This is a genomic window from Streptomyces sp. NPDC045701 (assembly GCF_056432045.1).
In genome coordinates this window covers 179,149-205,702 of record NZ_JBWKJV010000003.1, presented here as the reverse complement: position 1 = coordinate 205,702, position 26,554 = coordinate 179,149, and the positions used below count along the sequence as shown (strand labels likewise).

The 26,554-nt window shown below is 70.8% G+C and carries 20 protein-coding genes; 7 read left to right on the top strand and 13 right to left on the bottom strand.

The window, feature by feature from the left end; all coding sequences use genetic code 11:
- Window positions 1-48: 48 nt before the first annotated feature.
- Window positions 49-2,133 carry a SpoIIE family protein phosphatase gene (locus AC07DW_RS05060; protein WP_478856225.1) on the bottom strand — a complete coding sequence of 695 codons (2,085 nt, stop codon included), beginning with the start codon at window positions 2,131-2,133 and terminating at the stop codon, window positions 49-51.
- A gap of 122 nt (window positions 2,134-2,255) precedes the next feature.
- On the opposite strand from AC07DW_RS05060, the gene aspS reads away from it, so the two are divergent.
- A complete protein-coding gene (aspS, locus tag AC07DW_RS05055; protein ID WP_478856224.1) occupies window positions 2,256-4,076 on the top strand; it encodes an aspartate--tRNA ligase in 1,821 nt (606 codons plus the stop codon).
- Between the two features lie 80 nt (window positions 4,077-4,156).
- On the opposite strand, the gene AC07DW_RS05050 is transcribed toward aspS, so the two are convergent.
- Window positions 4,157-5,092 (bottom strand): helix-turn-helix domain-containing protein, encoded by a 936-nt coding sequence (locus AC07DW_RS05050; protein WP_478856223.1) that lies wholly within the window; start codon window positions 5,090-5,092, stop codon window positions 4,157-4,159.
- A gap of 270 nt (window positions 5,093-5,362) precedes the next feature.
- Window positions 5,363-5,797: an ATP-binding protein gene (locus AC07DW_RS05045; protein ID WP_478856222.1), complete on the bottom strand. Its 435-nt coding sequence runs from the start codon at window positions 5,795-5,797 to the stop codon at window positions 5,363-5,365.
- A 157-nt stretch (window positions 5,798-5,954) separates the two neighbouring features.
- Here AC07DW_RS05045 and AC07DW_RS05040 point away from each other — a divergent pair, with 157 nt between their 5' ends.
- Window positions 5,955-6,836 (top strand): helix-turn-helix domain-containing protein, encoded by an 882-nt coding sequence (locus AC07DW_RS05040; RefSeq protein WP_478856221.1) that lies wholly within the window; start codon window positions 5,955-5,957, stop codon window positions 6,834-6,836.
- Entirely contained in the window at window positions 6,833-7,042 is a 210-nt protein-coding gene (locus AC07DW_RS05035; RefSeq protein WP_478856220.1) for a DUF397 domain-containing protein, read from the top strand. Before AC07DW_RS05040 ends, AC07DW_RS05035 begins: the two co-directional genes overlap by 4 nt.
- A gap of 322 nt (window positions 7,043-7,364) precedes the next feature.
- Here AC07DW_RS05035 and AC07DW_RS05030 read toward each other — a convergent pair whose 3' ends face one another.
- The 5 genes from AC07DW_RS05030 to AC07DW_RS05010 form a co-directional block, all read right to left on the bottom strand.
- Entirely contained in the window at window positions 7,365-7,712 is a 348-nt protein-coding gene (locus AC07DW_RS05030) for a hypothetical protein (protein WP_472028988.1), read from the bottom strand.
- A 16-nt stretch (window positions 7,713-7,728) separates the two neighbouring features.
- Window positions 7,729-12,321 (bottom strand): putative T7SS-secreted protein, encoded by a 4,593-nt coding sequence (locus AC07DW_RS05025; RefSeq protein ID WP_478856219.1) that lies wholly within the window; start codon window positions 12,319-12,321, stop codon window positions 7,729-7,731.
- Window positions 12,322-12,966 (bottom strand): hypothetical protein, encoded by a 645-nt coding sequence (locus AC07DW_RS05020; protein WP_478856218.1) that lies wholly within the window; start codon window positions 12,964-12,966, stop codon window positions 12,322-12,324.
- Window positions 12,963-13,457 carry an SseB family protein gene (locus AC07DW_RS05015; protein WP_478856217.1) on the bottom strand — a complete coding sequence of 165 codons (495 nt, stop codon included), beginning with the start codon at window positions 13,455-13,457 and terminating at the stop codon, window positions 12,963-12,965. The genes AC07DW_RS05020 and AC07DW_RS05015 overlap by 4 nt, the downstream gene beginning before the upstream one ends.
- Before the next feature lie 103 nt (window positions 13,458-13,560).
- Window positions 13,561-14,661: an alkene reductase gene (locus AC07DW_RS05010; protein ID WP_478856216.1), complete on the bottom strand. Its 1,101-nt coding sequence runs from the start codon at window positions 14,659-14,661 to the stop codon at window positions 13,561-13,563.
- A 65-nt stretch (window positions 14,662-14,726) separates the two neighbouring features.
- Between AC07DW_RS05010 and AC07DW_RS05005 the strand changes: the two genes are divergently transcribed.
- The gene (locus tag AC07DW_RS05005) at window positions 14,727-15,110 is read left to right on the top strand and encodes a MerR family transcriptional regulator (protein WP_478856215.1); all 384 of its coding nucleotides are present in this window, start codon (window positions 14,727-14,729) and stop codon (window positions 15,108-15,110) included.
- Window positions 15,111-16,184: 1,074 nt separating this feature from the next.
- Here the strand turns inward: AC07DW_RS05005 and metG are convergent.
- Complete coding sequence (gene metG / locus AC07DW_RS05000) at window positions 16,185-17,792, bottom strand: methionine--tRNA ligase (protein WP_478856214.1); 1,608 nt, start codon at window positions 17,790-17,792, stop codon at window positions 16,185-16,187.
- A 157-nt stretch (window positions 17,793-17,949) separates the two neighbouring features.
- Between metG and AC07DW_RS04995 the strand changes: the two genes are divergently transcribed.
- Window positions 17,950-18,318 carry an ATP-binding protein gene (locus AC07DW_RS04995; protein ID WP_478856213.1) on the top strand — a complete coding sequence of 123 codons (369 nt, stop codon included), beginning with the start codon at window positions 17,950-17,952 and terminating at the stop codon, window positions 18,316-18,318.
- A 97-nt stretch (window positions 18,319-18,415) separates the two neighbouring features.
- On the opposite strand, the gene AC07DW_RS04990 is transcribed toward AC07DW_RS04995, so the two are convergent.
- Window positions 18,416-19,942, bottom strand: a complete 1,527-nt coding sequence (locus AC07DW_RS04990) for a VWA domain-containing protein (RefSeq protein ID WP_478856212.1) — start codon at window positions 19,940-19,942, stop codon at window positions 18,416-18,418.
- 259 nt (window positions 19,943-20,201) lie between these two features.
- Between AC07DW_RS04990 and AC07DW_RS04985 the strand changes: the two genes are divergently transcribed.
- Window positions 20,202-22,250, top strand: a complete 2,049-nt coding sequence (locus AC07DW_RS04985; RefSeq protein WP_478856381.1) for a PhoX family protein — start codon at window positions 20,202-20,204, stop codon at window positions 22,248-22,250.
- Between the two features lie 9 nt (window positions 22,251-22,259).
- Here the strand turns inward: AC07DW_RS04985 and AC07DW_RS04980 are convergent, their stop codons facing one another.
- From AC07DW_RS04980 to AC07DW_RS04970, 3 genes are all read right to left on the bottom strand, one after another.
- Window positions 22,260-23,240, bottom strand: a complete 981-nt coding sequence (locus AC07DW_RS04980) for a hypothetical protein (RefSeq protein WP_478856211.1) — start codon at window positions 23,238-23,240, stop codon at window positions 22,260-22,262.
- A 45-nt stretch (window positions 23,241-23,285) separates the two neighbouring features.
- A complete protein-coding gene (locus AC07DW_RS04975) occupies window positions 23,286-24,788 on the bottom strand; it encodes an APC family permease (RefSeq protein WP_478856210.1) in 1,503 nt (500 codons plus the stop codon).
- Window positions 24,789-25,064: 276 nt separating this feature from the next.
- Window positions 25,065-26,030, bottom strand: a complete 966-nt coding sequence (locus AC07DW_RS04970; protein WP_478856209.1) for an endonuclease/exonuclease/phosphatase family protein — start codon at window positions 26,028-26,030, stop codon at window positions 25,065-25,067.
- Between the two features lie 111 nt (window positions 26,031-26,141).
- On the opposite strand from AC07DW_RS04970, the gene AC07DW_RS04965 reads away from it, so the two are divergent.
- Window positions 26,142-26,549, top strand: a complete 408-nt coding sequence (locus AC07DW_RS04965) for a hypothetical protein (protein ID WP_478856208.1) — start codon at window positions 26,142-26,144, stop codon at window positions 26,547-26,549.
- Window positions 26,550-26,554 lie beyond the last annotated feature (5 nt).

Sequence of the window (26,554 nt, the reverse complement as noted above, 5' to 3'; positions counted from 1 at the left end):
TTCCCGGCGGCGCCCTCCGGGCGGACGACGCTGCTTTCGAGCCACCCCCTACGGCTCCCCGTCCCGGTCCTCGCGCAGCTCGAACCAGATCGACTTGCCCTCGCCCCGCGGGTCCACACCCCACTCGTGCGCCAGCATCTCCATGAGGATCAGCCCGCGCCCCGACGACGCCATCTCACCCGGCCGCCGCCGGTGCGGCAGCTCGTCGCTGGCGTCCGCCACCTCCACGCGCAGCCGCCGCTTGCCGTGGTCCCCGGTCGCCTCCGCCACCAGCAGCGCGTCGCCGTCGGTGTGCACCAGCACGTTGGTGAGCATCTCGGACACCATCAGGACCGCCGAGTCGACCTGCTCCGGGTCCGCCCAGTCGTGCAGCAGCTCCCGCACGTGCTGCCGGGCCGCCGCGATCCGCTCCGGCTCCGCCTGCGCGATCGTCATCGCGGTACGCCGGGCCGCGGCCGTCCGCAGCGGCGCGCCCGTCCGCGACAGCAGCAGCACCGCGATGTCGTCCTCGCGGCGGTCGGCGAGCGGACCCGTGGTGTGGTGCGAGCCCGGCCCGTGCACGGCCTGCACCAGGCTGTCGGCCAGCATCTCCAGCGACTCGCCCTCGGCGTCGTGCCGCTCCAGCAGCGTGCGGATCCGGTTCCAGCCCGTCTCCAGGTCGTGCCCGCCGGTCTCCAGCAGCCCGTCCGTGCAGATCATCAGCGTCTCGCCGGGCTCCAGGGTGAGCCGGGTCGTCGGGTAGTCCGTGTCCGGGACGATGCCCAGCGGCAGCCCGCCCGCCGTCGGCCGCAGCATCACCGTGCCGTCGGCCATCCGGATCGCCGGGTCGGGGTGGCCCGCCCGCGCGATGTCGAGCGTCCCCGTCGCCGGGTCCACCTCCAGGTACAGGCACGTCGCGAACCGCGCCGCCCCGTGGTCGCCCTCCGCCCCGTCCGTGATGCCGTACAGGAAGCGGGAGGCCCGGGACAGCACCGCGTCCGGGCGGTGGCCCTCCGAGGCGTACGCGCGCAGGGCGATCCGCAGCTGCCCCATCAGCCCGGCCGCCCGCACGTCGTGCCCCTGGACGTCGCCGATCACCAGCGCGATGCGCCCTCCGGGCAGCTGGATCATGTCGTACCAGTCGCCGCCGACCTGGAGCCCGCCGCCGGTAGGGACGTACCGCGCGGCCACCGCCATGCCGGGGATGGCGGGGCCCAGCACCGGCATCATCGTGCGCTGGAGGCCCAGCGACAGCTCCCGCTCCGACTCGGCGACCCCCGCCCGCGCCAGCGCCTGCGCCAGCATCCGCGCCACGGTCGTCAGGACCGACCGCTCGTCCGGCGTGAACGACACCGGATAGGTGAACGCCGCCATCCAGGCGCCCATCGTGCGCCCCGCGACGATCAGCGGCAGGAACGCCCACGACTCCCTGCCGAAACGTTGCGCCAGGGGCCAGGTCACCGGGAAGCGGGCCCGGTACTCCTCCGGGGTCGGCAGGTAGATCGCCCGCCCGGTCCGCACCACCTCGGCCGCCGGGTAGTCGGTGTCCAGCGGCATGTCCGTGAACGGGCCGTCGTCACCGGCGCTGTGCCCGTGGTGCCCGATGATCGTCAGCCGGTCGCCGGAGACGCCGAAGACCGCCAGCCCGTCCGGCGAGAAGCCGGGCATCGACAGCGACGCCGCCACCCGCAGCACCTCCGCCGTGGACCGCGCCTCCGCCAGCGCCCGCCCCGCGTCCAGCAGGAACGCCTCCCGCGAACGCCGCCAGTCGCCCGTGACGGGCGTACGGGCGGCGGTGCCGGGCTGCGGCTCGGCGACCTCCTGGAGGGTGCCGACCAGCTGGTAGTCGGTGCCCTCGACGAACGGCTTCGACCGGCTGCGTACGGTACGGATCACCCGCCCGCTCTCGTCCATGATCCGCAGCCGGGCCTCGGCGAGGGTGCCCTCCGCCACGGCGAGGTTCACGGTCCCGTCGATCTCGTTCCAGTCGACCGGGTGGAACCGGGAACGCACGGCCGCCTCCGTCAGCTCGACCGGCTCGGCGGGCAGCCCGAGCAGCCGGGCCGCCTCCGCGTCGAGGGTGACGATCCCGGAGGCGTTGTCCCAGCGCCACAGGCCCGTCGCGATGGCGGCCAGGACGTCCTCGGTGCGCATTGCCCCACTCTAAGAAGAGGAACCGATCAGCCGCCACCGAGCTGTGCCCCGGCGATCTTGGCGAGCCCGGTAACCTTGACGCGTCGAGCCAAACCCCCACCCCGAAGACTGGATGAACGACGATGCATCGGTACAGGTCCCACACCTGCGGCGAGCTCCGCGCCTCTGACGTCGGCACCGACGTCCGGCTGAGCGGCTGGCTGCACAATCGGCGCGACCTGGGCGGCATCCTCTTCATCGATCTGCGCGACCACTACGGCATCACGCAGCTCGTCGCCCGTCCCGGCACCGCCGCGTACGAGGCGCTCGACAAGCAGACCAAGGAGTCGGTCGTCCGCATCGACGGCACGGTCGTCTCGCGCGGCGCCGAGAACATCAACGCCGACCTGCCCACCGGCGAGATCGAGGTCGAAGTCGCCGAGGTGGAGGTGCTGGGCTCGGCCGCCCCCCTGCCGTTCACGATCAACACGGACGACGGCGTCAACGAGGAGCGGCGCCTGGAGTACCGCTTCCTCGACCTGCGCCGCGAGCGCATGCACCGCAACATCATGCTGCGCTCGGCGGTCATCGCCTCGATCCGCTCCAAGATGGTGGCCCTCGGCTTCAACGAGATGGCGACCCCGATCCTCACCGCGACCTCCCCCGAGGGCGCCCGTGACTTCGTCGTCCCCTCCCGCCTGAACCCGGGCAAGTTCTACGCCCTGCCGCAGGCCCCGCAGCAGTTCAAGCAGCTGCTGATGATCTCCGGCTTCGACCGGTACTTCCAGATCGCGCCCTGCTTCCGCGACGAGGACGCCCGCGCCGACCGCTCGCCGGGCGAGTTCTACCAGCTCGACGTCGAGATGAGCTTCGTCGAGCAGGAGGACGTCTTCCAGCCGATCGAGAAGCTGATGACCGAGCTGTTCGAGGAGTTCGGCGGCGGCCGCCACGTCACCTCCCCGTTCCCGCGCATCCCGTTCCGCGAGTCGATGCTCAAGTACGGCAACGACAAGCCGGACCTGCGCACCGACCTGGAGCTCGTCGACATCACCGACGTCTTCGAGAACTCCGAGTTCAAGGCCTTCGCGGGCAAGCACGTCCGCGCGCTGGCCGTGCCGGACACCGGTGACCAGCCGCGCAAGTTCTTCGACGGCCTCGGCGACTACGCCGTCTCGCTCGGTGCCAAGGGCCTGGCCTGGGTCCGCGTCGGCGAGGGCAACGCGCTGACCGGCCCGATCGCCAAGTTCCTCACCGAGGAGAACGTCAAGGTCCTCACCGAGCGCCTCGGCCTGGCGCCCGGCCACGCCGTCTTCTTCGGCGCGGGCGAGTTCGACGAGGTCTCCAAGATCATGGGCCCGGTCCGGGTCGAGGCCGCCAAGCGCGCCGGCCGCTTCGAGGAGAACGTCTTCCGCTTCGCCTGGATCGTCGACTTCCCGATGTACGAGAAGGACGAGGAGACCGGCAGGATCGACTTCTCGCACAACCCCTTCTCGATGCCGCAGGGCGGCCTGGAGGCCCTGGAGACCCAGGACCCGCTGGACATCCTCGGCTGGCAGTACGACATCGTCTGCAACGGCATCGAGCTGTCGTCGGGCGCCATCCGGAACCACGAGCCCGACATCATGTTCAAGGCCTTCGAGATCGCCGGCTACTCCCGCGAGACCGTCGAGACCGAGTTCGCCGGCATGCTCCGCGCCTTCCAGTACGGCGCCCCGCCGCACGGCGGCATCGCCCCGGGCGTGGACCGCATCGTGATGCTCCTCGCCGACGAGCCCAACATCCGCGAGACGATCGCCTTCCCGCTCAACGGCAACGCCCAGGACCTGATGATGGGCGCGCCGACGGAGCTGGAGGAGGCCCGCCTCAAGGAGCTGAACATCGCGCTCCGCAAGCCGGTCGCGAAGGAGAAGCCCTCCGACGCCCGCCCGGTGACGGACGCGGTGCACCCGGACGCGGCGCGGTAGGCACGCGCACGACTCGCCGAAAGGCCCGGGATCCACGGATCCCGGGCCTTTCCGGTTCCCTGGCCTTCCGGTTCCCGGGGTCACCGCCCTGGATCGTCGTCCGTCGCGGTTGCCCCGACCGACCCGCCCGGGCCCCCGCTTCCGCCGTTCCCCCCACTCCCCCCACTTCCGCAGGTTCCGCAGGTACCCGGCTCCGGGCCGCGGAAGGCGCGGTCGCAGGTGTCGCAGTTCTGGAGCGGATGCCTGACCGCCGCGGGCGAGTCCGGTGTGCGGAACGCGGGCAGGGGCGGGAGCTGGGCGGCGAGGCGGTGGGCCAGCAGGGCTGCCGGGCGGTGCAGCGGCTCCGGTGGCAGGCCGGTGGTCAGCGCCCGCTGGACGGCCTCGGGGGACAGGTCGCGTTCGAGCCAAGCGGCGACGCCGGGGACGAGGTGGTCGGCGTCCGTGGCGGACAGCAGGAGGCGCGGATCCTCGCGTCGTAGCCCGGACAGGACCCCCAGGGCGGTCCGGAGCAGGTCCGGGGCCGGATACGCGGGCCGCGGTACGGCGGGCAGCGCTCGGCGGCGGGCCGGCTGGTCGGTGCTCGGCCGACGGCGGGGCTTCGGCTCCTCCGCGGCGCCGGTCCGGCCTGGCTGGTTGCAGGACACCGTGCGGGTGACCATGAGGCCCCCGTCGGTGCGTACACGCGTGCGCCGCAGATAGCCGTGGGCCTCCAGCTCGCGCAGGGCGCCCGCGATCCGGATCCTTCCCTCGGGGAAGCGGTCGGCCAGGGTCTCGATGTCGACTTGGGCCCCGGCGGGGAGCGACTGGATGTGGACGGCCAGGCCGATCGCCACGAGCGACAGCTCGGCGTGCTGGGCGAGGTGGTTGCCGATCACCGTGAAGCGGGTGGTGTGGCGGGAGTTGTCGTGGATGACGCCGCCGCGGCGCAAGGCTTTGCGGGCTCCCCGGGAGGGGTGGTTTTTCCCGTCGTTACGGGACTGGGCGCGCGGGCGCACGCTAGTGTTCCGGTTATCCATCGGGAAGCGCTTCTTCCTTGATGGTCAGGCCCCCGCACTGGGATTAGCGGTCCCGGCGGGGGCCGACGTATGTCAGCGGTGATGTGGTGTGTCGCGCTGAGCGTAGATCAAGCAACCCGTCCCAAAGCCAACCGAGTTGGTGTTTTTCACCCGCGTGAGTGAGCGGCTCGGCGAGGGGGAGGAGGGGTGGGGTTCGGTGCGGTTTCTTTCTCTCTCGTTGTTGCTTGGTGGACCGGCCGTCCCACCGAAGTCCCGTTTCCCGTACGCCGGTCAGGACAGCGGAAGGTTGAGTTCCGCCCATACGGTCTTCTGCGGCGCGGGCCCGGCCCCGGCGCCCCAGCGGTCGGCGAGCGCCTCGACGAGGAGCAGCCCACGACCGGACTCCGCGTCGGGCGCCGGCGGGCAGCGGTGGGGGAGGTCGTCGGCCCGGGTGTCCGTCACCTCGACCCGTAGGACACCGCCGTCGCAGAGGAGCGCGAGCCGGAAGCTCCGGCCGGGCACCCGCCCGTGCGTGGCGGCGTTCGCCGCGAGCTCCGCGACGACCTGCGCGGCGGCCTCGGCCACGCGGTACGGCACCTCGTGCCGGGTCCTGAGCCACTCGGCGGCCAGCAGCCGGGCGAGCCGCGCGCCGCGAGGCGTTGGGGACAGCAGGACACCGAAGCGGGCCGTGCACGTACCGAATCGAGGGGCGTTCGTCTGCTTCACCCCACCGAGAGTGGCCGCCCTCGCCCACCGTGAACAGTGACACCATGTATGCGTAGGGTGACTGTCCGGAGCTTGTCCACCGCTGTCCGGTCTGTCCGGACGAGCCGCAGGGGTAGGGACGCCGCGGCACGAGTGCGCGGACGGAAAGGTGCGGGGCATGTCGGTGGACGGCGGAACCGGAACGCGACGGCTCAAGGACGAGGCGGACGAGCCGGGTTGGGAGGTGGACCCGGACGACGACTGGGGCGTGGCCGTCATCGCCACGGTGGGGCGGCAGGTGAAACTGCGGAGGGAAGCGGTCGGCATGCGCGCCCCCGACTTCGGGGTGGCCGTCGGTTACGGCGAGGACCTCGTCTACAAGATCGAGGGCGGGAAACGGATTCCCCGGCCCGAGTTCCTGGACAAGGCGGACGAGGTCCTGGGGGCGGGCGGGCTGCTCTCGGCCATGAAGGAGGACGTGGCGAAGGTCCGGTACCCGAAGAAGGTCCGGGAACTGGCCCAGTCGGAGGCCCGGGCGGTGGAGCTCCAGCTGTACGACCCGCTCAACATCCACGGGCTGCTGCAAACACCGCAGTACGCACGCGGGCTGCTCCTCATGCGGCGGCCGGCGTACTCGCAGGACGAGGTGGAGCGGATGGTGGCCGGTCGGATGGCCCGCAAGTCCGTCTTCGAGCGGGACCCGGCGCCGGAGATGGGCTTCGTCCTGGAGGAGTGGACGCTCCGGCGCCCGCTGGGCGGAAGGCCGCTGCTGCGTACCCAGCTGGCACACCTGCTGGAGGTGGCCGAGATGCGAAACGTCGAGCTACAGGTGATGCCGATGGACCGTGAGGAACACGCAGGGCTGGCGGGCGGTATCGAGATGCTGAAGTTCGGCGATGGTTCGGCCGTCGGACGCTCACCCGCCGTGGCCAACGGCCGACCCGTGACCGAGGGGAAACAGCTCCATATCCTGGAGTTGCGCTACGGCATCATCAGGGCCCAGGCTCTCACTCCCCGCGAGTCGCGAGCCTTCATTGAGCAACTGCTGGGAGAGACATGATCCGCAAGACCTCGTCCGGGGACGGCACCGGACTGGCGTGGTTCAAGAGCAGCTACAGCAGCAGCAGCGAGGGCGACTCCTGCGTCGAGGTCGCCACCACCCCCGGCACGGTCCACATCCGCGACTCCAAGTGCCCGGACGGCCCCCACCTCGCCCTCACCCCGACCGCCTGGTCGAGTTTCGTCCCGTACGCCGCGGGCAACTGACCGCACCTGCACATGCCCCCGCCCCTCCGCGCGGCAGCCGCGCCCGGGCTGGGATCACATAGTCATGTTCCCTGCCGAGCCCCGCATCCGGCGACCAATATCTTCTCGCTTGCATCGGGCACGCTGACCGAGCTGGGGCAGCCCGCCTCTGCGAGCCGAACATCGGCTCCGCGAGGAGGTCGTGGACAAGTGGCTCGTTGCTACTGGCGAAGGGCCGGAATGGTCCGCACGGTCCAAAACGTTCTCCTCCCGTCGACTGGTTTGCCAAGCCAGTACCTCGCCGAGGCTACGCAATGCGAGCTGACTTTCGGAGACGTCGAAATCATTCGTCCATCCCGTCACCTGCCCCGATGCGTGGGTCAAAGTCCTCCATGTATTCGCGGTGTTCCACCTGGATTGCGGAATCCGGGATCTCCTTCAGGGGTGAGAGATCGACGCCTTCCAGCTTCCCACACCCATCGAGGTCACTCAACGCGTGCAGAAGAGCCTCTAGGGCCACTCGGGAATCCTCGTGCGGGGTAAGCATGGCGATCAAGTCCCCCAGTACTCTGGCCTGGGTGCTGTTGAGCAGGTTTACGAAATCCTGAACGCGGTCGCTGGCCTCTGTGCGCACTTCTTCATCTGGACTCAGCAGCTCCCGAAGGAACTCGACGTAGTACTTGCTTTCCATCTGTCCTAGTTCTGGATCAGTGCGGGTACGGTATCGGCAGGTGGCTGGGCCACGGGATGTGGGTATCGTTGATTGCTGTCTCATTATAGTTTGGACTGTTTGGGTTTCCGATCTTGGCGTGGTAGAGGTTGCCTGCCTCGTCTTGAAATTGGTGCCCTATCTGAATCCGGTAGATGGGGCCGCTGCTGGCATTTGGCCCAGCGTGCGGGCCGAGGTCGGGCCCGTGGACACGCATACGCACCGTCTTACCCGTTATATCGTCCGTCCATTTCCACTTGATGCCGTGCTCGACACCGCCAGGTATTGCCTTCCAGGGTTCCTGTACGGCGTCCTTCGGGATGACGTCCAGCGGGTTCACATCGCCGCGAAGATCCCAGCCTCCACCCTCGATCCGGGGCGGACAGGGGCCCAGCCCAAGGGGGTCGCTCCATGTTTGCGGGTTATCGACATAAGTCGCTGAGTTTGGGGCTGGGACGAGGCCCAGTGGATCCTGGCTCAGGTACCGGGCCGATTCCGGGTCGTAGTAGCGGAAGTAGTTGTAGTGGAGGCCCGATTCCGGGTCGTAGTACTGGCCCGGGAAGCGGAGTGGGGTGTACGCCGTGGCGTCGCGGTTCCAGGTCGTCGTGCCCCAGAGCGTCGTGCGGGTGTGCCACGCCAGGTCGCCCGATTCGTCGACGAGTTCCTTCGGGGTGCCGATGAGGTCGGTGACGATGGCGAAGAAGCGTTCGTCGTCCGTATCGGTGCGGCGTTCCGTCTGGGTCAGGGGGCGCAGGCCCGCATGGTCCCAGGTCAGCACGACGTTCGCGGTCGTCTGCTCGCAGAGGGTGCTGCCGTCCCAGGTGAAGTGGACCGTTTCCAGCGCCGATTGCTTGGATATTCGGCGGCCCAGAGGGTCGTACGCGTAGTGCCAGACCGTGCCGTCCGGTGTCGTCACCGACGTCAGGCGGTCCTCCGCGTCCCACGCGTAGCGCCAGGTGTCCGGCTTCCGGGACAGACGGGTCTTCTGGCGCAGGACGATCCGGCCCTGGCTGTCGTGCTCGTAGCGGACGCCGCCCGCGCGGGTGATGCGGGTGCCCTCGTAGTCACGCGGGCCTGTCGCGGCGTGGGCCGGGTGCGCGGAAGGCCAGGCCGCCTCTGTCTGGTTGCCCGCCTCGTCGTACGCGTACCGCTCCGTCCATCGGTCCGCCCGCACCGCCGTGACCCGGCCCGCCCCGTCGAGGTCGAAGTCGCGTGTGCCTGAGAGGCCGTCCGTGACAGAGACCAACCCACCGTCGGGGCGGTAGCCGTACGCCCGGTGCTGGAGACGGCCGCTCCGTGAGGTGACCTCCTGGGCCGTCAGCCGGCTCACCGCGTCATAGGACGACGACAGCGAGACGAAGTCCGAGACCGTACGCTCGACCTCCCGGCCCAGCGCGTCGAAGGTGAAGGCGAGTTCCCGGCCCGACGCGGTAAGTCCGGTCCTGCGCCCCGCCGCGTCGTAGGACCACGTGCTGGCCGATCCGCCCGGTGTTGTCCTCCCCACCCGGCGGCCCGCCTCGTCATACGTGTACGACAGCGTCTGTCCGTTGACCGTCTCCGACCTCAGACGGCCGTAGCGGTCCCGGATGCGCTCCAGCCTCGCATCGGGGTTCGTCGCCACGGCCAGTTCGTCGAAGACGTCGTACTCGAAGGTGGTGACGGCACCCTCGGCGTCCTTGCGGACGATCCGGCCGAGGGCGTCGTGTTCGAGCCGGACCGTCTGCCCGAGCCCGTTCGTGCGGGAGATCAGTCGGCCCGCCGCGTCGTACACGTAGCCCAGCGTCCGGCCGTCGAAGTCCGTTTCGGAGGTGAGACGGCCGGCCGGGTCGTAGGTGTAGTCCCACGTGAGGCCCTGCGGGTTGGTTACCCGGGTCAGCCTCAGGTTCGGGTCGTACGAGAACTCGTAACGCACACCGTCCGGGCCGGTTCGGGCCGTCAGGAGGTCGAAGTCCGTGTACTCGAACCGGGTAACCCCGCCCATCGCGTCCGTGTGCGACAGGCAGTTGCCCTCGCCGTCGTACGTCCACGACTGCTCGGTGCCGTCCGGTTCGGTACGCCGGGCCGGTTTGCCCTCGACGGTCCACTCCAGGCGGGTCACCGAGCCCAGCGGGTCGGTGATGGTGACCGGGCGGCCGAAGGCGTCGCGCTCGTAATGGACGGTCGCACCGAGCGGGTCGGTGACCGCGAGGGGCAGGCCGGCCCGATCGCACCGTACGACGGTCGAGTGGCCGAGCGCGTCGGTGATCGTCGTGAGGTGGCCGGCCGCGTCGTAGACGAACGCGGTGGTGGCGCCCGTCGCGTCGGTGACCGACGTGCGGTTGCCCCTCTCGTCGTACGTCTGGCGTACCACCGTCCCGTCCGTGCGGCGCACCCGTACCGGCAGACCCAGCGTGTTGTACTCGGCCGACATCGGGCGCCCGTCGGGTCTGACCACCTCGGTCAGCCGGCCCTGCTCGTCGTAGGCGAAGCGCGTGAGGTGGCCGAGGGCGTCCGTACGGGAGAGGAGCCGGTTGTAGCGGTCGTACTCGGAGCGGACGACCGCGCCGAGCGGGTCGATCTCGGCGACGACCTGAACCCTGTCGTTGATGAGGTAGCGGGTGGTGTGGCCGAGGGCATCGGTGACGGAGGTCTGCCGCAGGCCGGTCTCGGCGTCCGTGTCGTCCCAGGTGAAGCGGGATTCCAGATGCCCGTTCGAGCCCGAGTGATACACGCAGCGGTGCTGCTCGTCGTAGACGTAGACGAAGTGACTGCCGTTGGTGTCCGTCCACGAGGTGATCCGGCCGTACTCGTCGTAGCCGAAGGTCAGGGGACGGCCCGAGGAGTTCGTGACGGAGGTCAGGTGGCCGTCCGTGTAGCCGTAGCGGAGGATCTCCCGGTCGGTGCCGTCCGGGGCGGCACCGGCGAGGTGGAGGGCGGTGATCCGGCCCTGTTCGGTGGTGAGCTTCAGGTGGTAGCCACCATGATGGACGATCGAGGTCGGGGCGCCGGACTGGTCGTACTCGAAGGTGATCCAGCGGCCGTTGCGGTCGTCGATCTGGGTCAGCAGGGCCAGGTCGGGGTCCTGCTCCGTGAAGTGCCAGACCCGGCCGGAGCCGGGGTCGGTGACGGTGTAGGTGTCCCGATCGCGGTCCAGGGGCCAGCGGCGGCCATGGGTGGGCATGACCGGCACACCGGGCGCGGGGTGCGGGTAGGCCAGCAGACTGCCGTCCTCGCAGAGGAACACGATGCCCTCCGCGTTGATCTCCAGGCGCTGGTCCGCGGTGCTTGCCCAGGTCGGGCCGAACCAGCGTCCCGTGCGGTAGGAGGACTCGAAGGTACGGGTGAAGAGAAGGGGCAGGGAGCCGGGCAGGGAGAGGTCCGTCTGGGGCAGGACCATCCGGCCCGTCGCCATGTCGACGGGGTCCTCGGAGAGTGTTTTGTCGTCCTGCGTGCGGCTCGTGTCGTGCGGGTCGTTCTCCTGGGCGGTCCAGCCCTTGCCGGGCCCGCCCTTCGCGTCGTCCACGCCCCTGCGCGCGAGGGACTTGAGCCCACCGGCACCTTTGGTGCCGACCGCCTCGGGGAGCATCCGGCCCAGGAACTCGTGCGGGTCCTCCTTGAATCCCTCCCACGCGTCCTTCAGCGCCCGGTCGGGATGGGCCACGCCGGACACGACTCCGGCCAGGGTCATGTTGACGTTCTCGTAGAACTCGGCCGGGTGCGTGATGTTGTACCCGTCGAGCGGGTTGAGCGAGCGGACGAAGTTGGTGAGCCCGACCGTGCCTTTGACGGCTCCGCCGACGAAGTGCATCGATTCGACGCCGTTGCCCAGAGCGAGGTCCATCAGGCCGAGCTTGGCGCGCTCCATGGCGGACTTCTCGGCGGGGGCGTGGGCGAGGGCCGCGGTGACGATCTGGTTGGCTCTCTCGGCGGCCTCGTTGCGCTGGCGGCGGGCGTTCTCCAGGATTTCCTGGGCCTGGTCGCGCTGGGCCTGGCCGGGGTCGGTGAACGGGCCGGGTTCGGGCAGCGGGGCGTCACTGGTGCGGGCCTTGTTGTAGGCGTCGACCTTCTTGTTGTGCGCGTCGACGGCCTTCTGGGACGTTTCGATGCCCTGCTTGAACAGGGCTATCGCCTCCTTGGCCATGCCCTGTGCCGCGGTCACCGTCGCGGCGTACGCGGTGAGGGCCGCCGCTGCGGCCTCGAAGGCGTCCGCCGCGTGCAGCCAGTCGGTGGGCAGGAGCTGGAACGTCTCACGGTAGGCGTCGGCGGCCTCGCCCTTCCAGTGCGCGTCGTCCAGTCCCTTCATGCCGGCGCCGACCATGTTGAAGGCCGCGCTGAAGTCGCGCAGGTTCTTCGCACTGGCGGTGATCTTGGACGCCTGCCCGTGGATCAGCTCAGCGGGCTCCTCGCTCTGGCCGAGCTGCTTCTCGCCGACCTCCGCTCCCAGAGCCGACGCCGCACTGTCGCCCCAGTCGGTGACGGTGTCCGCGACACCCTCCGCACCGACGTGGTCCAGCACCTCTCCGAGCACATCGGTGCCCTTGTCGACGCCTACGCCGACGACCTTCTCGCCGGCCTCCCAGGCGTCACCCAGCTTGCCGAGCCAGTCCGTCATCTACTCGTTCCCCCACACCGGTCGCTCGGCACGCTCGACCGCCTCCTGGGAGGGATCGAATCTCTCGCGCGAGTGCTCGTCCATGGCCTCGCGCATCGTCGGGTCGAGGACTCCGCCGTGCTCCAGCGAGTCCAGGGCGGCATCCTCGAGGTCGTAGCCGGTGTCCTTCCACGTCTGCTCGACGTTTTCCTGGGCGGCAGCCATCGACCCCAGGCTGTAGTCCGGGTCGTCGTACATCGTCTGAGACTTGATCTCGTCCCAGCCCTTGGCCTTGACCTCGTCCTCACTGAGGTGCGGATTGCCGTTCAGCCCGTTCACGGCGATCTTCAGGGTGTCCTTGACGTACTGCTCCTGCTCGTGGAAGGCCCCCGCCGACAGACCGATGGCCGCGGCGAAGTTGTTCCCGCGCTGCATGAGCGCCCGGACACCCCACTCCCAGCGCTCGCAGAACGTCGTGAACCCGGCGGCCAGCCCCGCGTGCCCCAACTCCAGCCCCGACAGGGACAGCTCCGAGAAGCCACGGCCGGCGGTCGCCTCGCCGATCATGCCGAGGTCCTTGAGCTCCCCGTGCGCCTTGTCGATGCCAGCCGCGATCAGCCGGAAACCGGCGTTGGACGCCGCGAGATCAGGATCCGTACCGCTCACCGCGTCCCCCCGAGCTCGACAACCGCCGCGTCCGGCACGATGCCCTCGACCGGCGGGAACACCACCCCGTCCTCGCTGCCCGCGTCGAGTGCCACACCCGCCGGCACACCCAGCTTCGGCACCAGCACATCCAGCAGCCGTGCCCCCAGCACCGTCCGGTAGGTCCACTCGCGCCCGGCCTCACCACGGGCGTGCGCGAACCGTGCCAGGGCCTCCTGGTGCGAGAACGCGCAGATCCAGCGGACCCCGCCGTGTTCGGTGGTCCAGAGGCTGCCGTACGGATCGATCGGCACCAGCACCGCGCTGCGCCGGAACTCGCCGAGCAGAGACGCGAATTCACGCCGTCCTGCCGCCGGGTCGATGTCGCTGGAGAGAGGCGGCGTTACTTTCGGTACGGGGGGAACGCCCTGCGCGCCGTCCAGTTCAGCCAGGCTCGAAGGCGGATCGAGCTGCGGCTCATCCGTCCCGTACCCCTCCCCCTTCACGGTCATGGAGAGATCATCACATGGTGGGATTTTCGACTGCAATGACATGCCCAGGAAACGGCTGAATGACGGGCGGTCCGGGCCTGTCCGGGCGCGTCTTTCGCGCTCTTTACGCGGCGAGCGTGGGGTAGTCGGTGTAGCCGTTCTCGCCGCCCGTGTACATCCAGCCTTCGTCCCGGAGCGGGTTGAGCGGGGCGCCGGTCCGCAGCCGGTCGACCAGGTCGGGGTTGGAGATGAAGGCCCGGCCGAGGGCGATCAGGTCGGCACCGGCGGCCAGCAGCCGTTCGCCCGCCCGCCTGCCGCCGTCGGCGGGGAGCGGGCCGCCCCAGCCGAGCGCCGGATTGGCGATCAGCGTACCGGGCCAGGTCTTGCGGAGCTGCTGCCACAGCGGTTCTTCGGGATCGGCGAACACGGTGTGCAGGTAGGCGAGGCGGTCGTCCGCCAGAGCTTCGAGGAGCGCCGGGTAGAGGGCCTGGGTTTCGCCCTCCTCGATGCCGTTGACGGTGTTCCCCGGGGATATCCGCAGGCCGACCCGGTCCGGACCGATCGCCGCGGCGACCGCCCGCACCACCTCCCGCACGAACCGGATCCGGCCGGCGACCGAACCGCCGTAGCCATCGGTGCGGTGGTTGGTGTTCCGGGCCATGAACTGGTGCAGGAGGTGCCCGTTGGCCGCGTGCACCTCCACCCCGGCGAAGCCGGCGTCGACGGCGTTGCGGGCCGCGGTGGCGAAATCGGCCACGGTGGACCGGATGTCGTCGACGGACATCTCCCTGGGCACCACGGCGTCCTGGCGCCCGCTCGGGGTGTGGATGGACTCGGGGAGCGGCACCGGGGACGGCGCGACCGGCACCAGCGCGCTGGTGTCCGGGTGGCCGACCCGGCCGCCGTGCTGGAGCTGGAGGAACATCGTGCCGCCCGCGGCACGCACCGTGTCGGTGACCTGCCTCCAGCCGGCCACCTGTGCGGGGCTGTGGATGCCGGGGATATTGGGATACGTCTGGCCCACGGCGTTGGGCGTGGTCGCCTCGGCGATGATCAGCCCGGCTGACGCGCGCTGCGCGTAGTACGCCGCCATGAGCGGCTGAGGCACCCCGTCGGCACCGGCGCGGTTACGGGTCAACGGCGCCATGACCAGGCGGTTCGGCAATTCCAGAGGGCCGAGCCGGGAGGGCTGGAACAGGCGGGATTCCTGAGGCGTGTTCGTCATGCGGGTACGGTAGGAGTTGACATCAGTGTCAGGTTCAAGTCCTCTTCGCGGCACCGAGGTGGGTTATGAGGATCGGTGAACTGTCCCGTCGCACCGGCGTCAGCGAGCGGTCGCTCCGCTACTACGAGACGCAGGGCCTCTTGACGGCCGACCGCACTCCGGGCGGCCAGCGGATCTATGGCGACTGGGCCGTGGACCGCGTCATCCGCATCCAGGCGCTCTACGCGGCGGGCCTCCACAGCAAGAAGATCGCCCAGCTGCTCCCGTGCATGCGCGACACGGACGGCGGCCCCTCCGAGGTCGCCACGCCCCGCCTGGTCGCCGACCTCACCCGCGAACGCGCCCGCATCGACCGCCTCATCACCGACCTGACCCGCTCCCGCGAGGTCCTGGACGAAGCGATCGCGACGGCGTCGGGTGCGTCCGCCTCCGCACTGCGACCCCAGTAGTTCCGCCCCCATCGCGCGCCCGAGCGGCTTCCGGACCCGATGCCGGTAGATGCGGTCCATGAAAGAGCCCGACGGGACCCGAGGAGCCAGGATCAATCAGAGGACCGACGTGGTGCCGCGCCCTTGTCCATCCGGAAGCCCAACCACTGACAGGCGGCGACGGCAACCGAGACGAGCACGTTGTGCTGAACGGACGGCACGCGGAAATCCTGCTCCCGAACGAACCTCAAGAACGAGGCGGGGAGGGTGATCGCGTAGCTCGCCACATAGAAGGAGAGGTCCGTTCGCCAGACACGCAGCCCATCGGTGAGAAGGGATGAGCCCCAGGCACCACGAATGAGCCGTTCACTACATCGTGTGTACCCTCCATGATATCCAGCACAGGGTGTCCGAATTGTAGATATCCAGCTACTTGGACTGCTGGTTATTGTTCGCCGGCCTCAAGATGGTCATGAATTGATGCACAAGATGATGCAGAAGGTTCGGGTTTCATCTCTCGGAAAAAGCCAACCGGCCTCATTTGTTGCCTCTCCATGGAAAGAAAGTCGCGCCAACAATCGTCTTGTGTGCTGTGTGGGGATGCCCCGGATCGAAGACCGTCCGTGCCTCCCATGGGCGTGTGCAGGCCGCACCGGTCGGACTTGTGCGGCCGGAGGCTCCCGAGGGCGTGCGCGAGTGGCCCGGGCACGGTCATGGACTGAGGTCGGGCGTCAATTTCCCTGCTGCTCGTCCTCTTGTGCATCGATCAGCTCGTGCAGGGTTCGCAGTATCGCGTTGAGATTGCCAGGGCCCGAATGCAGAAGTCCTGGTCCTGCATCGCCAGTCTGACGCGCTCGTCAAAGCCGGGAGAGGCGGCTCTATAGCCAGACGATAAGGGTCGACATCGGATCAGGCCTTCCTGTCTTCGAGTGACCGTGCCGTTCTCGGTGTTCTGCGAGATCGTCACGCTTCGGCCTAGCTGCCGAGCTGTTCCGTTCCGCGAGGGCCTGGATACCGTGCTCGTGACGGCGTCGTATGACAGGACCGCCGCCCTCCGGGGAGGGCGGCGGTCCGGGTCGTGCGGGAGGAAGGAGGTCAGTCCTTCTTCGGCTCCTCCAGGCGGGGGAAGAGCACCGCGCCCTTGGTGACCGTGGCGCCGGTGGGGAGCAGGCCCCAGGTGGCGGCGGAGTCGACCGTCTGGGCTGCGAGCGGGCCCAGGACGGGCTCGGCGCCGAGGGAGTCCCAGAGCTTCTGGGAGGTGTCCGGCATGATCGGGTTCAGCAGGACGGCGACCGCGCGGAGCGACTCGGCGGCTGTGTAGAGGATCGTCGCCAGCCGCGCGCGGCCCTCGTCGCTGTCGTCCTTCGCGACCTTCCAGGGCTCCTGCTCCGTGATGTAGCCGTTGACCTGCTTCACGAAGTCGAAGATCGCCAGGATGCCGCCCTGGAAGTCCAGCTCCTCGCCGATCTTCCGGTCGGCCTCGGCGACCGCCTTGGTCAGGCCGTCCCGGACCGCCTGCTCGGCGGCACCGGCGGCCGTGGCCTCCGGGAGGGCGCCCTCGAAGTACTTGCCGACCATCGCCGCGACGCGCGAGGCGAGGTTGCCGTAGTCGTTGGCCAGCTCGGAGGTGTAGCGGGCGGTGAAGTCCTCCCACGAGAACGAGCCGTCGCTGCCGAAGGCGATCGCGCGCAGGAAGTACCAGCGGTAGGCGTCCACGCCGAAGTGCGAGGTGAGGTCCTGCGGCTTGATGCCCGTCAGGTTCGACTTCGACATCTTCTCGCCGCCGACCATCAGCCAGCCGTTGGCCGCCACCTTGCCGGGTACCGGCAGGCCCTGCGCCATCAGCATGGCCGGCCAGATCACCGCGTGGAAGCGCAGGATGTCCTTGCCGACGAGGTGGACGTTCGCCGGGAACGTCTCGTCGAACTTCGCCTGGTTCGATCCGTAGCCGACGGCCGTCGCGTAGTTCAGGAGCGCGTCGACCCACACGTAGATGACGTGCTTGTCGTCCCACGGGATCGGGATGCCCCAGTCGAAGGTGGACCGGGAGATGGAGAGGTCCTGAAGGCCCTGCTTCACGAAGTTCAGGACCTCGTTGCGGGCCGACTCCGGCTGGATGAAGTCCGGGTTCGCCGCGTAGAACTCCAGCAGCTTCGGACCGTACTCGCTGAGCTTGAAGAAGTAGTTCTCCTCCTTGAGGATCTCCACCGGCTTCTTGTGGACGGGGCAGAGCTTGGTGCCCTGCTCGTCCTCGATCAGGTCCCCGGGGAGCTTGTACTCCTCGCAGCCGACGCAGTACGGGCCTTCGTACCCGCCCTTGTAGATCTCGCCCTTGTCGTACAGGTCCTGCACGAACTCCTGCACACGGTCCGTGTGCCGCTTCTCCGTCGTACGGATGAAGTCGTCGTTCGCGATGTCCAGGTGCTCCCAGAGGGGCTTCCACGCCTCCTCGACGAGCTTGTCGCACCACTCCTGCGGGGTCACCCCGTTCGCGTCGGCCGTGCGCATGATCTTCTGACCGTGCTCGTCCGTGCCGGTGAGGTACCACACCTTCTCGCCGCGCTGACGGTGCCAGCGGGTGAGCACGTCGCCTGCGACGGTCGTGTAGGCGTGGCCCAGGTGAGGAGCGTCGTTGACGTAGTAGATGGGGGTCGTGACGTAGAACGCCTTCGCCCCCTGCTTCTCGGATCCAGTGGCCGCCATGGTCGAAATCCTATCCGTCCCCGGAAGCTCCCCTCACCTTCGTTTCGCGGGGGGACGGAGGGGGAGGGGGAGACGTCACTGGGACGAGGTCACGCGGCGGCTGGTGGCCGACGGGTCACGGACACGTGACCTCGGCCTGTGGCCGAAGGGGCTCGCGGTGTTCCAGATCCTGGTGGAGGCCGATGGCGCCGTCGTCTCGGCGGAGGAGCCGCTGTGGCGGAGGAGTGCGCGGCACGGCGTGGAGGTGTCGAGGACGGGCGGGGTGGTGCCGGGCAACCGGGTGCTGCCGGCGCGGAACCCGGTCGCCAACGCGGTCGCGTCCAACGTGCCGGGCGGGTGGGTCCGGGTGACCGTGGACGGGGGCGTGCTGGCGGTCGACAACACCGGGCCGGTGCTCGCGGAAGCGGACGTACTGGGCCTTTTCGGGCCCTTCAGGCGGGGTGCGGGGGCGGGACCGGACGGCCCGGGCGCGGTACTCGGGCTGTCCATCGTGCGGTCGTCGCGGACGCGCACGGCGGCACGGTGACGGCGACCGGCCGGGACGGCGGGGGCCTGGTCGTGACCGTCCGCCTGCCGGTGTCGGCGCGGGCGGAGCGGGGCGACCAGGCCCCGGGGGGCGTGGGCTAGACGGACCAGTCCGCCAGCACCTCGCGGTAGAACGTGGCGTGCGGGACGTCGCGCGGCGCCGGGCCCGCGTGGAAGAACCCGGCGTTGGGCGCCTCCAGCTTGCGCAGGTAGTCGAACGCCTTGGCGTCCTCCTCGCCGAACGCCACGAACCGCCAGTACAGGTCGGCGTGGCTCGCCGCCGCGTCGGCCAGCGCCTCGGTGGCGGCCGTCCTGGACTCGGGCGCGCCGTCCGTCTGGAACAGTACGAGCGCGGGGCGGCCGGAGGCGTCCGACTTCCCGTGCAGGTCCAGCACCTCGCGGATGGCCCGGTCGTAGTTGGTCCGCCCCATGCGGCCGAGCGAGTCGTGCAGGGCCTCGATCCTGCCCTCGACGTCGTCGAGCGTGACCTCGCCGGTGCCGTCGATCTCGGTCGAGAAGAAGACGACCGGGACGGTGGCCCTGTCGTCGAGGTGCGCGGCGAGCGCGAGCGCCTGTTCGGCGAGGTGCTGCGCGCTGCCGTCCTTGTAGTACGGACGCATCGACCCCGACCGGTCGAGGACCAGGTACACGGTGGCCCGTGCGCCCATGAGCCCGCGCTTGCGCAGCGCGGCACCGGCCGCCTTGTACGCCTCGGCAAGCTGGGGCGCCCGGCTCCTGACCCGCGCGGCCGAGTACGCGGACTTGCCGGTCCCCGGCTGCCCGGCGCCCGGCTCCGCCGACTGGGGTTCTGCCGCTTCCTCCGCTGCGGCCTCGGCTGCCTGGAGCTCCGCCGCCTCTTCCGCTTCCGCTTCCGCTTCGGCCTCGGTTTCGGCCTCGGGCTCCGCGGGGGCCTCTGTGGCTTCCTGCTCGGCGGTGGCCGGGGTGGGGTCTTCGGCGGTGGTCGGTTCGACCTCGGGCTCGGGCTCGGCTTCGGCGGCTTCCGCCTCGGCGGGCGCCGGCTCCTGCGGGGCTTCGGCTTCCGGCTCGGCTTCGGCCTTCGGCTCGGTCTCCGGTTCCGTGGCGGCTTCCGGTTCCGGGGTCGGCTCGGGCTCGGTGGGTGCCTCGGCGGGGGTCGGCTCGACCTCGGGCTCGGGCTCGACTTCCGCCTCGGCGGGTGCCTCTGTGGCGGCCGGGGCGGGGTCCTCGGCGGTGACCGCCTCGGCCTCGGGCTTCGCCGGGGCCTCGGTGGTGGCCGGCTCCGGGTCGGTGGCCGGTTCGGTTCCCTGGGCCGCGGCGGGCTCGGGTTCCGGTTCGGCCGGGGCGTCCGGTTCCGGGGACCCGGTCTCCGGTGCGGCGGCGTGCTCCGCCTCGCGGGCGGCCGGGACCGAGGCGCGGGGGGACGGGGGGTTGTCGAACGACGCCGCGACCAGGTCCGCCGCCGTCTGCTCCGGCGACGTCGTGGGGGAAGGCGACGGGGACGACGACGTCTGCGACGGAACCGTCGCCGTGGGCTCCTCCTGGGGCACCGCACGTTCCGTCTGGGACGGGACGGAGGCGGTCGCCATCTCGTCGCGCTCCGCACGGTCGCGTCCAAACACCTTGCGCAGCAAGCTCCGAATGCCCATGGGCGAGGCCTTTCGCATGTGGGGTGCCGTGTATGTCCGTACTGAGGGGAATCATCCCTGGCCAGGGCGGACACGTAAGGTTAGCCGCCCCGAGTGGCGTGGAAAGGCAAGGGGCATTCGCGTCAACCCCACCCCTGACGCGCCGGATTCATCCACCGTTCACCCCGCCGCCGCCGACCTGCACATCTACGCGCCTAACGTCGCCGCGGAACCGATTCCCGACACCATGTCGGCGCAGGCTGCGCCGGAGGAGGACGAAGTGCGCAAGCTGCTGCCGCTGCTGAGCACCAACCCGCACGGAGGCGGCCGTTCCGCCCTCACCTGCCGTTACCGGTGCGGCGACGCCTGCTTCCACGAGGTGCCCAACACCAGCGACAACGAGTACGTCGGCGACGTCATAGCCGGTGCCCTGTCGCGCCGTTCCATGATGCGGGCCGCCGCCGTCGTCACCGTCGCAGCCACGGCCGGCGGTGCCGTCGTCGCCCAGGCCGCGGCGGCCCAGGAGGCGGCCGCCGCCACGCCCCGCACGGCGGGCGGGAGCGCCGGCGCCAGGGGCCTGCGCTTCACGCCCGTCGCGCCCAACACGGACGACAAGGTCACCGTGCCGGACGGGTACGCCCAGAGCGTCGTGATCCGCTGGGGCGAACCGATCCTGCGTGGCGCGCCCGCCTTCGACCCGGACAAGCAGACCGCCAGGGCCCAGGCCGGGCAGTTCGGGTACAACAACGACTTCCTGTCGCTGCTGCCGCTCCGGGGCGAGCACGGCCGCCAGGTCCTCGTGGCGAACCACGAGTACACCGACGAAGTCCTGATGTTCCGGGGCTACGACCCCGAGAACCCGACCCGCGAGCAGGCCGAGATCGCCTGGGCCGCCCACGGGCTCTCCGTGGTCGTCGTCCAGGAACAGCACCGCGACGGCCGGCTGACCCCGGTCACGCGCCACCCGCTCAACCGCCGCCTCACCGCGACCAGCGAGTTCCGGCTCACCGGCCCGGCGGCGGGCGGCGCCCTGCTGCGTACCAGCGCCGACCCGGCCGGCCGCACGGTCCTCGGCACGCTCAACAACTGCGCCGGCGGCACCACCCCGTGGGGCACCACGCTGCACGGCGAGGAGAACTTCAACCAGTACTTCGCCAACGGCTCGTCCGCCACGGACAAGCGTTACGGCATCGGCTCCGGCGCCACCGAGCGCAAGTGGGAGCGGTTCGACAGGCGCTTCGACGTCAAGCAGGAGCCCAACGAGCCGCACCGCTTCGGCTGGGTCGTCGAGCTGGACCCGTACGACCCCGACTCCACGCCCCGCAAGCGCACCGCGCTCGGCCGCTTCAAGCACGAGGCCGCGCAGCCCCGCCTGACCGCCGACGGCCGCCCGGTCGTCTACATGGGCGACGACGAGCGCTTCGACTACTTCTACAAGTTCGTCTCGTCGAAGCGGATGATGAAGGGCCACTCCCGCAAGGCCCGCGAGCACAACCTCACCCTCCTCGACGAGGGCACCCTGTACGTCGCCAAGCTCACCGGCGACAGCCCGCAGGACGTCGACGGCACCGGCAAGCTCCCGAACGACGGCGAGTTCGACGGCAGCGGCCACTGGATCCCGCTCGCCACCGGCGACGTCTCCCACGTCCCGGGCATGACCGCCGAGGAGGTGTACGTCTTCACCCGCCTCGCCGGTGACAAGGTCGGCGCCACCAAGATGGACCGCCCCGAGGACGTCGAGCCGTCCCCGCGCACCGGCCGGGTGTACGTCGCCCTCACCAACAACAAGGACCGCGGCGCGGCGGGCAAGGCCGCCGCGGACGAGGCCAACCCCCGCAACAACAACAAGCACGGCCAGATCCTGGAGCTCGCCGAGCACTGGGACGACCCGGCGTCCGACGGCTTCGCCTGGCGGCTGTTCCTCGTCGCGGGCGACCCGGAGGACCCGGCGACGTACTTCGCGGGCTACCCCAAGGAGAAGGTCAGCCCCATCTCCTGCCCCGACAACGTGGCCTTCGACCCGTACGGCAACCTGTGGATCTCCACGGACGGCAACCAGCTCGGCTCGCACGACGGCCTGTTCGGGGTCGCGACGCAGGGCGAGCGGCGCGGTGAGCTGAAGCAGTTCCTGACCGTGCCGACCGGCGCCGAGACCTGCGGCCCAATCATCCAGCAGCGCCGCGTCCTCGTCGCCGTGCAGCACCCCGGCGAGGTCGACGGGGCGACGGTCGACACGCCGGCGTCGCACTGGCCCGACGGCCCGGGCCGGATCGTGCGCCCGTCGGTGGTCGCCGTCTACCGCAAGGACGGCCGCGACATCGGCGTCTGACGCGCGCGGTCACGAGGTGGCGCGGCCGTCCCCGCGCCACCTCGCGAACTGTTCCGCCGGCTCGCCCGTGAACGACCACGGCACCCAGGACGCGCGCGCCCCCAGCAGCCCGAACAGTTCCCCGTACACCTCGCGCAGCCCGGCGTGACACGCGGCGTGCGTCAGGTAGTTCAGCGGCTCGACCTCCTCCGGCCGGGCCTGTCCCGGCGACCGGTCGCCAACCCACCGCTCCCACGTCCGGCGCACCTCCGTCGCCGCCAGCTCGTGCTTCCAGTGCTGGTCGAAGCCCCGCACCGGACCCCGGCCCCGCGCCGCGTCCGCGATGTACCGGTACTCCTCCACCCGCGCGATCTGCACCAGCACCGGCAGCGGCGAACCGGGCGGCGCCGCCCCCGCCGCGTCCCGCGCGAAGTCGTACATCGAGCCGTGCGTGCCGTGCCACCGGGCCGACCAGTACCGCAGCAGCTGCACATGGCCCTCCAGGTTGTGCGGGTCGCGCCGCCGCAGCTCGTCCCACCAGCGGCGCAGCTCCGCACGCCCCACGCCGCCCTCGTACAGCCGCGCCACCGTCAGCAGCGACACCCACGGCATGGGGTCGGCCGGCCGCGCGTCGGCGGCGCCCAGGCAGGCCATGACCGCGACGTCCAGCCGTCCCCGGTCCACCGCCGCGCCCCGGCCGGCCGCGATGGCCTGGTTGAACACCCGCACCACCTCGGTCGCCGCCCGCAGTACCGCCGCGTCCGGATGGTCCGGCTCCGCGGCCCGCCACGCCTCGACGGCGGAGCTGCCGGCCGCAGCGTGGGCCAGCAGCCGCAGCCGGTGGGTGCGGCAGGGCCAGTCGTCGCCGGTGTCGCGCAGCAGGTCGCGGACACCCTGCCAGCGGCCGATGACGATGTCGTGCCGGGCGTCGGTCAGCGCCCGGTCCCCGAAGTCCGGGTCGAAGTCCGGTGCGAAACGTGTGGAGCGGCGGTTGCGGCGGCGTACGGCCAATTCCCTGTCCCCCGTCGGAGCGCGGCGTGTGAACCCGTCGTGCTGTCAGAAGTCGGTCGCCAGCGTTTCGTTCCCCTCGGCCCGGTCCTCCTGACGCGGTGGGTCGTACGGTCCGGCCGCGGCCATCGCGCGTGCCGCGTCCAGCCGGGCGGGCCGGTAGTAGCAACTGCCCTTGCGCCAGTACCAGAGCATCGGTACGACACCGGCGCCCAGCCCGCCCAGGCCGATCGCGACCGTCGTGCCGGTCAGCCCGCCCAGCGACTCGAAGAAGATCCAGAACATGAACGCCGCGCCGGCCAGCGGCCAGGCGCCGCCCAGGACGAAGTCGCGCACGGACCGCAGCAGCAGGCCCCGGTAGGCCACCACGGCCGCGATGCCCGCCAGGCCGTAGTAGAAGGCGATCTGGAGCCCCATCGCGCTGACGGCGCTGTCCAGGATGTCGCCCACCGAGCCGAGCGCCGTCGCCGCCACGAACATCGCCAGCGCCACCGCCCCCACCGCGGCGATCGCCACGTGCGGGGTGTTCCAGCGGCGGTGCACCGTGCCCAGGGCGGCCGGCAACGTCCGGTCCCGGCCCATCGCGAACAGCGAGCGGGTCACCTGGATCAGCGTGGTCTCCAGGGTGGCGACGCTGGAGAGCATCACCGCGACGATCAGCAGCTTGCCGCCGACTCCCGGCCAGACGGCTTCACCCAGCAGCGCCAGGACGTTCGCCCCGCCGGCGGTACCGATCTGCCCGGCCGACAGCACGACGTTGACGGCGATGGTGAACGCCTCGAAGAGGAGGAAGACGACCCCGATGCCGACGAGCGCCGCGAACCCGGCGGTGCGGCGGCTGTCGCGGGTCTCCTCGCTCAGGTTGCTGGTGACGTCCCAGCCCCAGTAGTAGAAGGCGGCGATGAGTGCCCCGGAGGCGAAGCCGGACGCGCCGTCGAAGTGACCGAATCCGAGCCAGGACCAGTCGAACGCGGTGGCGGCGCCCCGGTGCAGGACGACGCCGGCGATGAACAGCAGCAGGATCAGCAACTCGACGCCGGTCATCAGCAGTTGGGCCCGTACGGTGAGCCGGGCGCCGCCCATCACCACCAGCAGCATCATCAGGAACCAGCCGGCGCCGACGGCGGTGGCGAGCGCGGTGTGGCCGGCCAGGTCCGGGGCGACGAGCGCCAGGGTCAGCTGCCCGGCCGGCAGGGACCCGGCCACCATGAAGATCGTCGCGGCGACGATCAGCGCCCAGCCGGAGAGGAAACCCAGCGCCGGGTGGAGGGTCCGGCCGACCCAGGAGTAGCTGGCACCCGCGTTGACGTCGATCCGGCCGAGCCGGCTGAACGCCAGCACGATGCCGAGCATCGGGATTGCGCAGTACAGCAGCGCGGCGGGCGCGGCGAAGCCGACGGCTCCGACGAGGACGGCGGTGGTGGCGGCCAGTGAGTAGGCGGGCGCGCTGCCCGCGACCGCCATCACGACGGTGTCGAACGTGCCGAGGACATTGGGCTGGAGCCCCCGCCCGGGAGGCCTGCGGGAAGCTGTGCTTGAGCTGCGGCGCATGGCGAATGTCCTTGTGTGGCACGGCTTATGGCGGTGGGGCGTGAGGGGGCCGCGCATGTCGCGGCTCGGGCGGCACGTGTGGGTCGTGCGCATCGTAGTCGGGCGGACGCGGTGCGGTGACGGCACCCGGAAGGATGACGTCCGGAATGTATCGGGGGTGATCGCCGGGCGGGGCGGGCGTAGCCGCCCGGGGGGCGTACGGCCGGGGGCTTGCGGTGGCCGGGGGCTTGCGGTGGCGGGGGCTTGCGGTGGCCGGAGGCTTACGGCGGCGGGGGCTTAGGGCCGGGCGCGCAGGTCGAGGTCGACGAGGAGCGCGCGGTGATCGCTGCGGGGCAGGTCGAGGAAGCGGACGCCGCGTACCGAGAAGTCGGCGCTGACCAGGACATGGTCGATCTGCGCGTACGGCGGCAGCGTGGCACCGTGCGGCCAGGAACCGGTCCGGGCGGCGCCGCCGAGGCGGGCGGCGTCGTGCAGGGCGCCGGCGTCGAGGACGGAGCGGAACGCGGCGTGGTCCTGGGTGGCGTTGAAGTCGCCGGCGAGCACGAGCGGGCGGTCCCCGTGGGCGGCGGCGAAGTCGCGCAGCAGGCCCAGCTCGTGCTTCCAGAGGCCGACCCGGCCGGGCAGCGGCGGCATCGGGTGGGCGAGCCGGAGCGTGACGTCCCGCCCGCCGACGCGGACCGTGGCGCCGGGCATGCCCAAGGTGGTGCCGGGCAGGGCGGGTTGCGCGGTCAGGGGCAGGGTGCCGAGGACGGCGGACCCCGCGGACCCGGCGGCGGCGACCTGGGTGCCGTAGCCGAAGTGGGCGGCGAGGGTACGGGCGCAGGTGGGGTCGCACTCGGAGACGAAGAGCACCTCGGGGCGCTCGCGCCGGACGACGGCGAGCAGTTCGGAGGTCGCGTCGCCGAACCGGACGTTGGCGGCGAGCACGCGCAGCCGCCCGTCGACCGGGCCCCGGGCGGGCGTGCCGTCCGGGCCGTACGGCTGGGCGAACCAGAGCGTCATGGCGAGGACCGCGCCCGCCCAGACGGCCGGCACCGGACGGCGGGCCGGGAGGGCGACCAGGAGCGCCAGCCCGGCCGGGACGGCGAGCCACGGCAGCAGGGCAAGGAGCTGCGGTACGGGCGTGACGGCGTCGGTGCCGAAGAGCCGGCAGCCGGTGACCACGGTGGGCGCGACGAGCAGCAGCCCGGCGGCCCACGCGGCGGCCCGGCGGAGCAGAGGGGAGTGGTGGTTGACGGCCAAGCGGACACCCTCTCACGGCTTCCCCGCCGGAGTCCCCGGCCCCCGCTGATCCACTTGCCGGGAGCCGGTCGGGGGTGTGCCCTGGAGGGAGGTCAGCGGAAGGAGCGCGCCATGGCCTCACACGTCACGCTGCCCGGACGGCACCGCCGCACCGAGGAACGCCGGGCCCGTCCCGTACACCGGTCCAGCACGGCCGTACTCGCGGTGTGCGCCGTGCTGTACGGCCTCTATGCCGAGGTCATCGTCCGTCGCGGCGAGGGCCCCTTCACCGGTGGGCAGGTCGTGCTCGCCGTGGTGAGCGCCGTGGTCTTCGGCGCCCTGTGGTACGGCTACCTCCGCGTCCGCCACGCCCTGCCACGCGAGGCTCGGGCGGCCGGATTCGGTCTCCTCTGCGGCCTCAGCGTCGGTTTCCTCTACGGCCTGTCGGGCAACAGCGTCCTCACGGTGGCGGTGGTCTCCCTGATAGTGGCAATGTCCTCGGCCCTGGCGGCGTTCTACATCATCTACACGCACGAATGAGCCGG

Bases quoted from the DNA above. Each gene is read 5' to 3' on its own strand.
- aspS (WP_478856224.1), top strand. From the start codon at position 2,256: ATGCATCGGTACAGGTCCCACACCTGCGGCGAGCTCCGCGCCTCTGAC.
- AC07DW_RS05040 (WP_478856221.1), top strand. From the start codon at position 5,955: ATGTCGGTGGACGGCGGAACCGGAACGCGACGGCTCAAGGACGAGGCG.
- AC07DW_RS04965 (WP_478856208.1), top strand. From the start codon at position 26,142: ATGGCCTCACACGTCACGCTGCCCGGACGGCACCGCCGCACCGAGGAA.
- AC07DW_RS05015 (WP_478856217.1), bottom strand. From the start codon at position 13,457: ATGACCGTGAAGGGGGAGGGGTACGGGACGGATGAGCCGCAGCTCGAT.
- AC07DW_RS05035 (WP_478856220.1), top strand. From the start codon at position 6,833: ATGATCCGCAAGACCTCGTCCGGGGACGGCACCGGACTGGCGTGGTTC.
- AC07DW_RS05025 (WP_478856219.1), bottom strand. From the start codon at position 12,321: ATGACGGACTGGCTCGGCAAGCTGGGTGACGCCTGGGAGGCCGGCGAG.
- AC07DW_RS05060 (WP_478856225.1), bottom strand. From the start codon at position 2,133: ATGCGCACCGAGGACGTCCTGGCCGCCATCGCGACGGGCCTGTGGCGC.
- AC07DW_RS04975 (WP_478856210.1), bottom strand. From the start codon at position 24,788: ATGCGCCGCAGCTCAAGCACAGCTTCCCGCAGGCCTCCCGGGCGGGGG.
- AC07DW_RS04990 (WP_478856212.1), bottom strand. From the start codon at position 19,942: ATGGGCATTCGGAGCTTGCTGCGCAAGGTGTTTGGACGCGACCGTGCG.
- AC07DW_RS05050 (WP_478856223.1), bottom strand. From the start codon at position 5,092: ATGGATAACCGGAACACTAGCGTGCGCCCGCGCGCCCAGTCCCGTAAC.
- AC07DW_RS05005 (WP_478856215.1), top strand. From the start codon at position 14,727: ATGAGGATCGGTGAACTGTCCCGTCGCACCGGCGTCAGCGAGCGGTCG.
- AC07DW_RS05030 (WP_472028988.1), bottom strand. From the start codon at position 7,712: ATGGAAAGCAAGTACTACGTCGAGTTCCTTCGGGAGCTGCTGAGTCCA.
- metG (WP_478856214.1), bottom strand. From the start codon at position 17,792: ATGGCGGCCACTGGATCCGAGAAGCAGGGGGCGAAGGCGTTCTACGTC.
- AC07DW_RS05010 (WP_478856216.1), bottom strand. From the start codon at position 14,661: ATGACGAACACGCCTCAGGAATCCCGCCTGTTCCAGCCCTCCCGGCTC.